The 13,641-nt window shown below is 35.3% G+C and carries 12 protein-coding genes; 7 read left to right on the top strand and 5 right to left on the bottom strand.

Annotated elements, in window-relative coordinates:
* The first annotated feature begins 95 nt into the window (after positions 1–95).
* Positions 96–575 carry a GyrI-like domain-containing protein gene (locus BN997_RS03700; RefSeq protein ID WP_042529769.1) on the top strand — a complete coding sequence of 160 codons (480 nt, stop codon included), beginning with the start codon at positions 96–98 and terminating at the stop codon, positions 573–575.
* A 171-nt stretch (positions 576–746) separates the two neighbouring features.
* On the opposite strand, the gene BN997_RS03695 is transcribed toward BN997_RS03700, so the two are convergent.
* The 5 genes from BN997_RS03695 to BN997_RS03675 all read right to left on the bottom strand — a co-directional run bounded on the left by BN997_RS03695 (position 747) and on the right by BN997_RS03675 (position 6,652).
* Positions 747–2,669, bottom strand: a complete 1,923-nt coding sequence (locus BN997_RS03695) for a BglG family transcription antiterminator (RefSeq protein ID WP_042529767.1) — start codon at positions 2,667–2,669, stop codon at positions 747–749.
* Positions 2,670–2,967: 298 nt separating this feature from the next.
* On the bottom strand, positions 2,968–4,356 hold the full coding sequence (locus BN997_RS03690; protein WP_042529765.1) for a glycoside hydrolase family 1 protein: 1,389 nt from the start codon (positions 4,354–4,356) through the stop codon (positions 2,968–2,970).
* A gap of 10 nt (positions 4,357–4,366) precedes the next feature.
* Complete coding sequence (locus BN997_RS03685) at positions 4,367–4,675, bottom strand: PTS sugar transporter subunit IIA (RefSeq protein WP_042529762.1); 309 nt, start codon at positions 4,673–4,675, stop codon at positions 4,367–4,369.
* Between the two features lie 363 nt (positions 4,676–5,038).
* A complete protein-coding gene (gene celB, locus BN997_RS03680) occupies positions 5,039–6,322 on the bottom strand; it encodes a PTS cellobiose transporter subunit IIC (protein ID WP_042529760.1) in 1,284 nt (427 codons plus the stop codon).
* Between the two features lie 21 nt (positions 6,323–6,343).
* Positions 6,344–6,652, bottom strand: coding sequence for a PTS sugar transporter subunit IIB (locus BN997_RS03675; RefSeq protein WP_042529758.1), 309 nt, complete (start codon positions 6,650–6,652; stop codon positions 6,344–6,346).
* 317 nt (positions 6,653–6,969) lie between these two features.
* Here BN997_RS03675 and BN997_RS03670 point away from each other — a divergent pair, with 317 nt between their 5' ends.
* The 6 genes from BN997_RS03670 to BN997_RS03645 all read left to right on the top strand — a co-directional run bounded on the left by BN997_RS03670 (position 6,970) and on the right by BN997_RS03645 (position 13,375).
* The gene (locus tag BN997_RS03670) at positions 6,970–7,392 is read left to right on the top strand and encodes a PTS sugar transporter subunit IIA (protein WP_042529756.1); all 423 of its coding nucleotides are present in this window, start codon (positions 6,970–6,972) and stop codon (positions 7,390–7,392) included.
* Positions 7,392–7,859: a PTS sugar transporter subunit IIB gene (locus tag BN997_RS03665; protein WP_042529755.1), complete on the top strand. Its 468-nt coding sequence runs from the start codon at positions 7,392–7,394 to the stop codon at positions 7,857–7,859. The genes BN997_RS03670 and BN997_RS03665 overlap by 1 nt, the downstream gene beginning before the upstream one ends.
* 24 nt (positions 7,860–7,883) lie before the next feature.
* Entirely contained in the window at positions 7,884–8,630 is a 747-nt protein-coding gene (locus BN997_RS03660) for a PTS mannose/fructose/sorbose/N-acetylgalactosamine transporter subunit IIC (RefSeq protein WP_042529753.1), read from the top strand.
* Positions 8,630–9,451, top strand: coding sequence for a PTS system mannose/fructose/sorbose family transporter subunit IID (locus BN997_RS03655; protein ID WP_042529751.1), 822 nt, complete (start codon positions 8,630–8,632; stop codon positions 9,449–9,451). The genes BN997_RS03660 and BN997_RS03655 overlap by 1 nt, the downstream gene beginning before the upstream one ends.
* A 14-nt stretch (positions 9,452–9,465) precedes the next feature.
* Complete coding sequence (locus BN997_RS03650; protein WP_042529749.1) at positions 9,466–10,539, top strand: SIS domain-containing protein; 1,074 nt, start codon at positions 9,466–9,468, stop codon at positions 10,537–10,539.
* Positions 10,540–10,609: 70 nt separating this feature from the next.
* The gene (locus BN997_RS03645) at positions 10,610–13,375 is read left to right on the top strand and encodes a sigma 54-interacting transcriptional regulator (protein WP_052484894.1); all 2,766 of its coding nucleotides are present in this window, start codon (positions 10,610–10,612) and stop codon (positions 13,373–13,375) included.
* The last annotated feature ends 266 nt before the right edge of the window (positions 13,376–13,641 follow it).

Below are 13,641 nucleotides of genomic sequence, written 5' to 3'. Positions count from 1 at the left end.
GTATCATTTTTTGACATGATTTAAGGTTAGTATAAACTTATCAAATGAAAATACAACGCATTTGATACAATTTTAAAAAAAGGATGGTTTTGAATATGGCTAATTATACGTTAGAAGAAAAAGACAGCTTTGTTGTGTTAGGCTTTGGTACAGATCTAAAGAGTGATTATACAGATTATATGGGCATCAATCAGGAAAAAGCGGATTTCTGGAATACAGTAAATGAGGATGGAACGCTTGATAAGTTAAAAACCGTTGCTGAAAATGAGTCTGTTTTTATTGTGAATGAAGCAGTGAATAACAAGATGATGCATTATGTCGGTGTGCTGACAAAAGAGACTTTACCTGATGCGACAAGGGTGATTCAATTTCCTCAAGGGGAATATGTTGTTGTCAAAGGAGAAGCGGAAACAGCTGAAGTCCTGCATGAGACACTTACTGGTATGGCTTTTGGCGAGGCTCTGCCGGCAGCACAGGATGTTGCGTATGTCGGCGGACCAAATACCTCTGTTGAGATGGGACAGCGCGACGGTAAGGTATTTGGTGAAATGTGGATTCCTGTAGTCCGGAAGTAATAATGTTCTGACAACTTAGATACCAAACAACCTGCCTGTGTATACAGACGGGTTGTTTGACTGATTATTACTTACCTATACAAAAGCATTCTTCTTATATTTCCTCTCTACAATCTTTTTTCTTTAATCTTATCAATGTTAGTTTATAATGAGATACATTAAAACATCCCATTACTTCAAATTTTCAACAAACTCTTTATAATTTCTGGCTTTTATCAATCTCTTAACCAACGTACTATTATCAATTATCTCTCCAAGCATTTCATACATTCCCTGCAGGTCTTCCTGAGAATATTTTTTGACACATAAAAGGCAAATAAATTGTACTGGTTTATCTTTCCATTTAATCGGTTTTTCTAACGTACATATAGTTAAAAAAGTTTTCTCCGTTTTCGGAGTTATTGGATGTGGTATAGCTACTAAATTGCCGTATGAGGTAGGGGCAACCTCTTCTCTTTCATAAACTGCTTCTATAAATGTATCGTCTACGAGGCCCTTCTTAATCAATTCATTGTTAAGAAAGCTTAAAACTTCATCCATTGTTTGATACTCTTTTCGAAGAAACATTAAATTTTCATTAAAATAGGTATTTATAGATTGGCTTTTCTCCTCTACAAATTGTCCAATTTTAATTAAATCATTTTCCCCTAGAATAGCATTTACCTGAATTACCGGCACCGAAATTTCACCAGAAATCGGAATAGAACTAACAATAAAATCAATATTATTTAAATTATAATTACGTAATTTATAATACTCCGTCGTGCCAACAACATCCAGTTCTTTACCAAATTGATTTTTCAATTTATAATAAATTAATTGAGCTGTACCAAAGCCCGAAGCACAAACAATTAAACAACGCTTTGGTCCTGACATCAGCTTTCTTCTTTCTATCGCCGCCCCTATATGAAGTGCAATATAGCCGACTTCATTCTCATCTATTTCTGCTCCCATTTCTTCGCTAATTGTCAGCCCAGCTGAAATAGCTGCTTCAAATGCCAGCGGATAATTCTTTTTTATCTCTTCCAACATCGGATTGCGGATATTCATACCGTACTTATATCGATTTACTGCTGGTTTTAAATGAAGGCTTAACCCAAAAATCAATTCTTTATCGTCTTTTATTCCCAAATTAAATTCTTGATCTATTTTATCCAGCGCTCTAGAAACATAACAGAGAATATTCTCATCAATCACTTCTTCTACCGCGTTATTTGCTTGAGAAAGCATTTTTGTCCCGAGCAAATGAAGTGTAATATAAGCTACCTCAGCTTGAGGAAATGTAATCTCTAACTTTTCCTCTATTTCCTTAACAATCTCCTGAGCTACTTTATATTCCTTCTGTTTCAAAATATCCTGTACGTCCATATTATATAGTTTTACATAATGTCCACTTTTAGTTCGTTTATAGGCAATAACAATATGCACTAGCAAATTATTCAATGCAATGTCTGAAAGAGTGATTTGATGAAAATTAATTTGATTCATAATTATTTGCAAAAATACATTTAACAACCTTTGATCAAAGCTTGTTAAATGTAAATCTCCCAATTGTTCACCCATTTCTTCCTTTCGGTCAAATATATATTCAGACATACAAAAACGAATCTTCATTTCATCCCCTTTCACCTTCAAACCATAATTCGGACGTACATCTAAGTCAATTTCATATGCAGACAGTATTACTCTCACATGCTTTAAATCATTTTGAATGGTAGACCTGCTAATATACATTTCTTCTGCTAGATCGTCTAACTTAATATAATCTTGATTAAGTAAGAGACGAATGATAATATATTTTATTCGTTCCTCAGGTGTCCGCGGAACATACTCGCCGACGGTTTGATCATGACTTGATATTTCTTTTAAAAAGTTACGAAAGTATTGTTCATCGATAACCTTCAGCTGATAACCCTTCCCTTTTAACGATTCAATCGTTCCACCATGCTCTTTTAACAAGCTAGAGAGGGCTTTCATATCTTCCCTTGTTGTTCTGACTGTGACATGATTTACGGCAGCAAGATATCTCCCTGCCACAGGAGCTTCTGCTGCCATTAATTCTCGTAATATCATTTTCATCCTATTTTCTAACATCTTTTTACTTCACCTTACTTTCGGGTGTGTAAATATATTTATTTCTTCTATATAAATTATTTTAACAATAAAGGTCCTGACTCAAACATAGAACCAGAACCTTTACCTATATTGTTTTTTAGAACCACATAGCAAACTTTAAAGTTTTCACAATCTCAATTATAAATGCCAAACAATTATCTGAGAAAAAGCATTCTTGATTCCGTATTTAAATCCACAGAAAACATTTCAAAGTGGACACTTACAAACAATCTAAAGAAAGCGGACCGCTGCGTCGTTTTTTAATAGAGTTCTCTTACTAAAAACCATTATTTTCGGAAACCTCTTTAATCCAATGTGCACTTTTCTTCGGTGTACGTTTTTTAGTTTCTAAATCAACGGAGAAGAAACCATAACGGTTTTTATAACCATTCATCCACGACCAGTTATCCATAAAGGTCCATAAATGATATCCCTTAGCATTACATCCCTCTTGAATTGATTTATGCAGCCATTTTAAGTGTCCCTGAATAAATTCAATACGATAATCATCCTGAATTTCTCCATTTTCCAAGAATCGTGCTTCATCTTGAACTCCCATTCCATTTTCAGAGACAAAGGATTCAATGTTTCCATAGTTCTCCTTTAAGTTAATCATAATATCATAAATTCCTTTTTCGTAGATTTCCCATCCACGGTATTGGTTCATTTTTCTACCCGGCATTTCATAGTTATCGAAGAACCAGTCTGGCATAAAAGGACTATATGGATTTGGTAAATGTTCTTTCGCTTTCACACGGCGTGGTTGATAATAGTTAACACCTAGAATATCAACAGTGTTAGCTTTGACAAGTTCCTTATCACCATTTTCAGTGATGGGTAATTGACCATACTCCTTTAATATTTCAATTAATTCCTCAGGATATTCTCCCAACACAGCCGGATCTAAAAAACTACGGTTAAAAAATAAGTCTGCAATACGTGATGCTTTTATGTCAGCAGGATGTTGACTCCGTGGGTAAGATGGAGTCAGATTTAAAATGATACCTATTTTGCCATCTCTCATTCCTAAAGCACGGAAAGCCTCAACTGCTTGAGCATGAGCAATCATCGTATGATAAGCAACCTGTACTGCACGCCTTCCATCTATTATATTAGGATAATGGAAATCATAAAGATAACCGCCTTCTACTGGTACAATAGGTTCATTGAATGTAAACCATTTAGAAACACGATCACCGAACAACCGGAATGCTTCACGGGCATACGTTGTATATGCATCAACAACTGATCTGCTTTCCCACCCTCCTTCTTCTTGTAACTCATATGGCATATCAAAGTGGTATAAATTCACAAAAGGTTCAATACCATTAGCAATTAATTCATCAATGACATGATTATAAAATTTCACAGCTTCCTGGTTTACTTCCCCACGTCCACCTGGGATTAGACGAGACCAAGAAATAGACAGACGAAATGTATTATGCCCAATTTCCTTCATTAATTGGATATCTTCTTTATAACGGTGGTAAAAGTCTGAGGTGGTTTCTGGTCCTACCCCTTCATAAAAACGATTGGGTTCTGTTTCAAACCAATAATCCCAGATGTTTTTTCCTTTTCCATCTTTATTTGCAGCACCTTCCGTCTGTGTTGCTGATGCTGCACTTCCCCACCAAAATCCTTCCGGGAACTTGTATTGTATAGTCATGATATACCTCCTAATTTTTATGATGATATAATTCAATGATCTCTGTTGCTAAATCACGAACAGTCATAGCATTCATTAAATGATCTTGTGAGTGGATTAAAATAATATTGATTTCAGTACTTTTTCCATTAGCTTCTCCTTGAAGCAGGTTTGTTTGAAATTCATGTGCTTTATTTAGTTCCTCACCCGCTTCAATTAATTTACTTTCTGCTTCTTCAAAGTTTCCTTCTTTCGCTTCTTGAATGGCTTCCATTGCACTAGAGCGACCATTTCCTGCATATAAAATAATTTGAAATGCAATTTCTGTAATATTTTTCATGCACTTTCCCCTCTTTTCAATAGCTGAAATCCTATATTTTATAAAACGAAACTTCCTTCAGTGGGAGTTTTTGCTTTTCTCCCACTGAATGATTAGTTGAGTGATTCAGGGAGTTAGCGCCCGTTATCTCCACCTAAATAAATTTATTCCCTCTTTTTATTTTGAGACGGGAGTTTTACGGGCGGTTCTCCGTGATAAATAGGATCGGTCCCGTTTTTACCGGTAGGACCGTTTTCTTGTTAGATTAATAATTTATATTCTTGTAGCGACAATCCCTTCGGCTCATAATTCGCTGTGTATCCTTTATCTCCCAAAAGATTGCTTTAATCCATATTTTAATAAATAGACAATGGTGCTTTATTTTTAATTGCTACTTTTCTTCTCATTTTCATAATAGCTTTTATCAATAATCTTAAGGAAAGGCCACCAGATTATCATTACGACTACTAAGTTAAATGCTTGCAGTACTGCCCCCTGCCACGCATTTCCTGTCGCTAAGAACCCACTAAGCAGCGGCGGTGTAGTCCAAGGCACAATAATTCCTGCAGGTTTTGGTACGATTCCAGTTGACATTGCAAAATACGTAATAATCGTTACAACTACTGGTGCAAGAATCCAAGGAATGAGAGATAATGGATTCATAACAATTGGTAATCCAAAAATGATTGGTTCATTTACATTAAATATACTTGCTGGTGCACCTAGTTTGCCAAGTTCTTTCATCTGCCTGCTTCGACCTATTATTAAGATTAAAATGATAACTGCTAACGTCATACCAGTTCCGCCCATACCAACTAAGAAGGTATCAATAAACTGTTTGGTTACAACGTTTGGTATTTCTTGACCAGCTTGGAATGCTTGTAGATTTTCATTATTTAAAGCGTACCAGATTGGGTCAAATACAGAGTTTATAATAATCTGACCGTGCAATCCAAAGAACCAAAATACTTGAATTAAAAGAACAGCAATAATTGTTGCTGGTAAACCGCTGCCCAGTGCAGTCAGTGGCTCTTGAATAAGCGTATAAATAAAATTCTGTATCGTATCGAATGGAGTAAAGCTGAATACAATTCTGAGAACTAAAAAGATGGATAATGTCAAAGCAACCGGAATCAATGCACTAAATGATTTAGAAACCTGATCTGGTACTCCAGCCGGCATTTTAATTGTCCAATTTTTTTGAGTGAAAAATCTATATAACTCAGCGGAAACGAATGCGGTAACAATTCCCAAAAACATGCCTTCCGCACCTAAGCTTACAGCCGGGATAGCACCAGCCACTCCTTCAAGAACTTGTGGTGTTAATATTAAGAAAGATGCGATGGCAACTGTACCACCATAAATAGCTTCCAAACCGTATCGCTGCGTTAACTTATAACCAATACCTACGATAACAAATAATCCCATGAGGCTTAACGTTGATTCTGATGCTGGCGCTAATGCATTTTGGTAAGTTGCAAACGCTTCTTCTCCAATTAACCTATCTAAGAATGGCAGATTTGCCAAAACAACGAAAATGGAACCGAAAATAATAAATGGTAACGCAACCATGAACCCATCACGTAAAGCTGTTAAATATCTATTGTTGTTTAATTTATCCGCAATCGGCAACAGAATATTTTCCAAAAACTCCATAAACTTATTCATTTATTACTCCTCCTTTGACGGTTATTTTTCAATCAATTCTAATGCTTGATTTAAAACAGCTTCCCCATCTACACGTCCATATGTCATTGGATCAATAACATCTAATGGAATTCCAACTTCTTCTGCCACAGGAGTATACTTCTTCTTCATGAATCTCATTTGCGGGCCAATCAAAAGAACATCTGCCTTTTCCATTTCAGTTGGTGCTTTATCTTGTGCAACAGCCCAGATAGTTACTTCAATACCTTTAGCTTCTGCTGCTTCCTCCATTTTTTTAACTAATAGACTTGTTGACATACCTGCTGAACATGCTAATAGTATTTTTTTCATCTATAATTCCTCCTAAAGTGTTTTATTAAAATAATGTTTTGTGAAACTATCCTTATAGTAATTCTAAAACGCTTACAACTAAACACATTGTTTTTCCTCTTTGAAGGGGAAATACATTAAGATGCACAAAAAACATCTACACTCTCCAGTGTTGCACAAATCTTGCTTCATCTGCCTGCGCTCCGCCATATATAAAAATTCTTCAGCTTCTCAAACATTGATTCTACAACATCCAACGAACATAACCAACACTAAAACCTTTAATACACACTATTTTGGCATGTTTTTTGCTAGATAAAAGTAAAGGAGGTGAACGAATGAGGTGTTTTATATTCGCAACACACGGCTATTTATCAGACGCATTTGTATATTCCATAGAAATGATACTGGGACAGCAAGAAAATATACACTCTATCAAAATGAATCCAAATACGAGCACAGAATCTATCAAAGAACAATTGCAAAACATAGTTGCCCAGCAAGAATCTGATACGGAATATGTAGTGCTCACAGATATTTTAGGCGGAAGTATTACTAATTTAATGGCCGAATGGATGACGAAAGAAAATATTCATGTTCTAACCGGAACCAATCTCCCAGTGGCTATTGAATTAATCAGTAACAACGAAGATATTAGTCTCAAACAACTTGTTCACAAAAGCATCTATCAAGGAAAAGAAGGGATTGTCTATGTTAATGAAGTTGTCGAAAGGCAGGAACAGGAAAGGATGGAATTCTGATGATTAAACTGGTAAGAATCGATGATCGGTTATTACATGGGCAGGTAGCTTTTGCCTGGTCAAAGCACTATGACATCAATATCATCTTGGTGGCGAACGATAATGCTGCTCAGGATAAAACGAAACAAATGGCTTTAAAAATGGCTAAGCCACCAAGTGCCAAGCTTTATATTAAATCAGTTGAAGACGCTATCAAAGATTTACCAAAATTGGACAACCCAAAAATGAAAGCGTTAGTCATCATTGATTCTACTAAAGATGCAAAAAGCCTTGTAGATGCCTCGGATAATATTAAAAGTATTAATGTTGGCGGAATTCGAATGGCAGAAGGAAAAAAATTAATTTCCCGAGCGGTAGCAGTAGATGGAGAGGACATTAAAAATTTAAAGTCCATTGAAGAAAATATCGAAGTAGAGGTTCGTCAAGTACCTAATGATACAAAGAAATTATTTAAAAATCTTGTTTAAAAACGCTTTGGAAGGAGGAAGAAAATGCTGCTGGAAGCAATATTGATAGGGCTTGTCGGAGCAGTTGGAATCCTGGATGGCCGGATTTTTGGACAGACCATGATTGAACGTCCATTAGTACTTGGCCCAGTGGTAGGGCTGATTCTGGGGGATCTGCAAACAGGTATTATCGTAGGTGCCACGCTGGAATTAGTTTGGATGGGAATTGTCGGCATTGGTTCAGCCACTCCCCCGGATGTTACTACTGGAGGAGTATTAGGGACAGCATTTGCCATTATGACAGACAGTGGTCCAGAAGTTGCCTTAGCACTGGCTGTACCAATTGCTATTTTAGCACAATCTTTAGGAATTCTGGTTCGAACGGTAAATACTTTTTTCATTCATCGTGCCGATCGTTACGCCAAGCAAGGAGATACAGGAAAAATAACTCTTATGCATTGGCTGGGTATCTCTTTATTCTTTTTAAATGGATTTGTACCAAATTTTTTAGGGATTATGCTGGGCTCAGAAACAGTTGAGGCTTTTGTTAATAACATTCCTGCTTTTATTACGAATGGATTAGAGGTAGCAGCATCGATGTTTCCGGCACTAGGTTTTGCTTTGTTACTTCAAATGACTTTTAGTATGAAGCTTTCCCCTTATTTCTTTTTAGGTTTTGTCATTGCTATTTACTTTGGCGTTGATATCACCGGGGTCGCTATTATCGGAGCCATCGTTGCAGTAATACTTTATCAGTTAGATAAGTCTGATGAAGAGGAGGTTTCTTTGTAATGGAAGAACAAAATAAACCGGGCGAGATTACTAAAAAAGATTTAAGAAAAGTGTTCTGGCGCTCTTTTACACTTCAGGGCTCCTTTACCTACGAACGGATGCAGGCTTTGGGCTACCTTTATTCTTTAATTCCGTTATTAATTAAATTGTATCCTAATAGCAAAGAACGTTCGGAAGCGTATCAGCGCCATTTAGCATTTTTCAATACAACCCCGGCCGTATCCAGCTTTATTATGGGGATATCCGGAGCCATGGAGCAAAAGAACGCAAAAGACAAAGAGAATTTTGATAAAACCACAATAAATAATATTAAAGTTGCATTAATGGGGCCACTTGCTGGGATAGGCGATTCATTTTTTTGGGGAACATTTAGAGTCATCGCTGCTGGTATAGGCATCTCACTAGCCAGTGACGGAAATTTGTTAGGTCCAATTTTATTCCTGGTTTTATATAATGTTCCACATTTTTTAGCCAGATACTATGGAACTTTCGTAGGGTTTAATAAAGGAACAGATTTGTTAGACAAGATTCAAGAAAAAGGGCAATTTGAAAAAATATCTTTAAGTGCATCGGTATTAGGTTTGATAGTGATAGGAGCAATGACAGGAACGTTGATTGACCTATCCACTCCTCTCTCTTTCAGTATGCAAGGCAGTGAAGTAAACCTGCAAGATACACTGGATGAGATTATGCCAAAAATGATACCGCTTGGTCTAACCTTATTTATACTTTATCTATTAAAGAAAAGCGTCAAAGTAAACTATATTATGTTAGGAATTATTGTAATAGGAATTGTGAGTTCAGTTTTAGGTATTTTCTAAAGGAGGAATTGAAAATGACTGTTAATTTAATGCATCAATATATTTTGGAAGAAAAGGAAGTACTGCTCCATTTACTCGAAAACAGAAAAAAGATTGTAGGATCTGTGATTCCATCTGTAAATAATGAAGTGAGAAATGTATATATTATCGGTTCAGGGACTTCTTATCATGCGGCGTTAGCTGCCAAGCCACTGATAGAAGAAGTAACTAATTGGGAGGTTCACCCAACTTATCCCACCCACTTTATGCAAGAAAAAATATCGGACAGCAAAAACAATCTTGTTTTAGGTATTTCACAGGGAGGCAGCAGTCTGTCTACGATAAATGGGATAAAACGTGCACAGAAAATGAATATCCCGACAGTTGGAATTTCAGAATATAAAGATAGTAATCTGGCCGATATATCTGATTATTATTTACCTATTGAAGTAGGAGACCAGGAAAAGGCTGGAGCAAAAACGAAAGGATATGTAGCATCTATCCTCACCTTAATGTTATTCTCATTAGAATTTAGCGAGTATAATCAGTTACTAAGTGACGAGAAGTACAATAACTATTTGGCAAGAATGAAAAAAACCTTCGAAAAGCTGGATGAAATTGTTGATGCTTCAGAAGAATGGGTTTATCACATCAAAGATGATTTGACAAACGCCCGCGAAATCATGGTTATCGGGTACGGGTCCCATTATGCCACAGTATTAGAAGGGGCATTAAAACTTCTAGAAACGGTAAGGGTTCCAGTCATCGGGTATGAGATGGAAGAGTATATGCATGGTGTGTATAATTGCGTCAGTGAAGATAGTAACTTTATTTTTCTGGCATCCCAACACGAGAATCGGGAAAGATTACTAGCATTGGAAGAATTTCTGAGTAAAGTTACAAACCATTGTTATTTGATAGGAAGTGAAAAAACAAATGCTTCTCCGAAAGATTTGATTATTTCCAGAGATGAAGATTCAATATTTAGTGTCTTTGAATATATTATTCCTCTACAGCTTCTATCTGCTGTATTAGCAAATGAAAAAGGAATTGATCCTGCAGTTTCTAAATTCCAAAATTTCCATCAGCTGATGAAGAGCAAATCATAATAGGGCATTGCAGCGTATCTTCCGCCACGGATACGCTGCAATAACTATTTATTTTAAAAGGATGAGATAGATGGATATAGATCAACTAATTCAATTTCTAAGTCAACAATCCATAAATAGGAAAGCGCAGCAGCTGGGAAAAGGGGCTACGGCAACTTTGTTAAGCGATACATTTCAAATGAATCGAAGTGTAGCAAGTCGCCTGTTAAATGACTTATTTCACCGGCAAGAATTAATAAAAGTGAATTCGCGTCCCGTTCTATTCTATGAGAGAAAAACATTGGAAAACTTCTATCATAAAAGAGTGGATACATTTGTCTTTAAAAGTATTTCTGATTTAAAGAGCTATTTTTCTATCAATGAAAATATTTCAGATCCTTTCCAAGAGTTTATTGGTGAATCCATGGATACAAAAAATATGATTGAACAATGCAAGACAGCAATCAGTTACCCTCCGAGCGGGCTGCCAATTCTGATTACAGGAAATTCAGGTGTGGGAAAGAGTTACTTAGCAAAATTGATTTATGATTATGCTTCCAATGAAGAGATTATTTCAAACAATGGGAAATTCATTACTTTAAATTGTGCTGAATATGCAGATAATCCTGATTTAATTACTGCGAAACTATTTGGTCATGTAAAGGGAGCTTTTACCGGAGCGGATAACCACAAAATGGGTATTGTAGAAGCCGCGAATAACGGGGTATTATTTTTAGATGAAGCACATCGATTATCTTTTGAGAGTCAGGAAAAGTTATTTCTGCTAATGGATAAGGGAGTCTATAATCCCTTAGGTAGCAATGATATAGAGAAGAAGACAAATGTCAGGGTTATTCTTGCTACCACAGAGAACCCTGGCGAAGCTTTTTTACCTACTTTTACAAGAAGAATACCAGTGATTATCGATTTACCATCTCTTAATCAAATGTCTCTAAAAAACAGACAGACATTGATTAAAAAATTTTATAAAGATGAAAGCAAACGAATAAACAAAACCTTGGATATTTCTAAAAATGTAATCTACACACTCTTTAAATATGATCCTCCCGGCAATATAGGTGAACTTAAAAACGTTATTATTTTTTCCTGTGCCAGTGCTTTACAGGAAAATTCCATGGCTGATGACAATATTTCCATTAACATCAGACATTTGCCTGAGCATTTAATAAAACTATATGCAGACAATAAGTATTATTTAAACTATCAATTCAAACATATCTTTTTAGATGAAATGGTGATTGATTACGAAGATGGACCTACATTAGCTGACAAACATATTACAAAAACAGAAAGCATAATCCATCATTTGTTTAAAGATATACAGACTAAAGTAAAAAATCATCAAGATATACCTTTTTCGGCTCTAGTAGAAGATGTAAAAAAATATTTAGACGAACTGCAGTCTTTTTCTCTTTTAGAAAGCTCTGAACAGAAAGTTAATACTATCGAAAAATTATTGTTCAATGTTCTAAAAGTTTATGATTATACCTTCTATTCACAGCAGACTATTTCAAAAATAACGAAGTATATTATTTACCGAAATGAATCATTTTCAGCGTTAACAGATGAAGAAGGTGTTTTTAGAAAGCTTTTAGAAGGCTTAAAACATGTTTATCCAAGAGAATTCAATCAGGCAAATCTGATTAAAGAAGAAATGGAAAATGTATTAGGATTAACAATTAATTTACTAGATTTGAATATCATTATTTTGTTTTTAAGAAGTTTCGAGAAGCTGACGGATAGTAAAGGAATCAAATCAATCATTGTCTGCCACGGGGAGAATACCGCTTCAAGCATTGCAAATGTAGCCAATAGATTATTGGGAAAATATCTCTTTCAAGGGTTTGACATGCCTATAGAAGTCTCTGTTTCAGATGTTATCGAGAAAATGAAATTATTCCTTAAAACCATCGATAACCATAATGATATTATTATTTTTGTAGACATGGGTTCCCTTACACAATTATCTGATCGATTAGAAAATAGCTTTAAAGGAACGATTGGTTTAGTCAATAATGTGACGACCTCCATGGTCATTGAAGCAGGAGAAAGTATCCTTCAAAACAAACCAATCAAGCAAATATTAGCGAAAATGAAGAAACAGATACCAAAGTATCAAATCATTGAACCTCCTGCAAACAAAAAAGAAAATGTTATTATTACTACCTGTGATACTGGTATCGGAACGGCTATGAAATTTAAAGAGTTATTGGACAGGATATTTAAAAACATAAAAAATATTGATGTTATCGCGTTTGATTATTCAACCTTGGAACATAACGAATCAGAAAGCGCTTTATTTGACTCGTACAACATTTTGGGTATTGTAGGAACATTGGATCCTGAAATAGAAGGAATACCCTTTGTAGCTATTGAAGACATAATCAACGGAGAAAATCAATTTAAATGGTATGAGATTCTTGGAACCGTATTGACAGAAAGCGAGATAACCGTACTTAACGATAAGCTTCTTAAGCAGTTCTCAATGCAAAGTGTGCTTGATCATATCACGATATTAAATCCTGAAAAAATCATTAATCATGTTGAAAGAGCATTAAGCTTGTTACAGGAAATATTTCAAATTAAATTATCTAATTCTTCCAAAATCAGTTTATACATTCATATCAGTTGTTTGATAGAAAGACTCGTCAAACAACAGCCAATAGAGATTTATGCAGAATTAGATAATTTTGAGCATAAGCATCGAGAATTTATAGGGGGTATTAAAAAGGCGTTCATTCAATTGGAAAATGTTTATAACATCACTCTGCCGACGAGTGAAATCGGTTATATCCACGATATTATAAAGCACAATCATCTGGATTTTGCGTATTAGAATTATAATTAAGACGCTTCAATGTGTTACTGGCTAGAATATTATAGATGTTTATCAAGGTTCAACCTATTAAAAACTCTCCGATATAGTAAAATTTTTTCATAAGTTCTTCACTATATCGGGAAGTTCATTTTTTAACTTTTAATATATCCTTTAGTTTTTCTAAGGAGGTCAGAGAATTCTTTTTAATAATATCTCATTATACACCTTAAAAGATGTGCTTACTTATCAGCATTCCGGCTGTTCATACAGTCGGGATATTAATT

It is taken from the genome of Oceanobacillus oncorhynchi (assembly GCF_000821065.1).
Classification (GTDB): Bacteria; Bacillota; Bacilli; order Bacillales; family Amphibacillaceae; genus Oceanobacillus; species Oceanobacillus oncorhynchi.
This window is presented reverse-complemented; position numbering and strand designations above follow the sequence as displayed.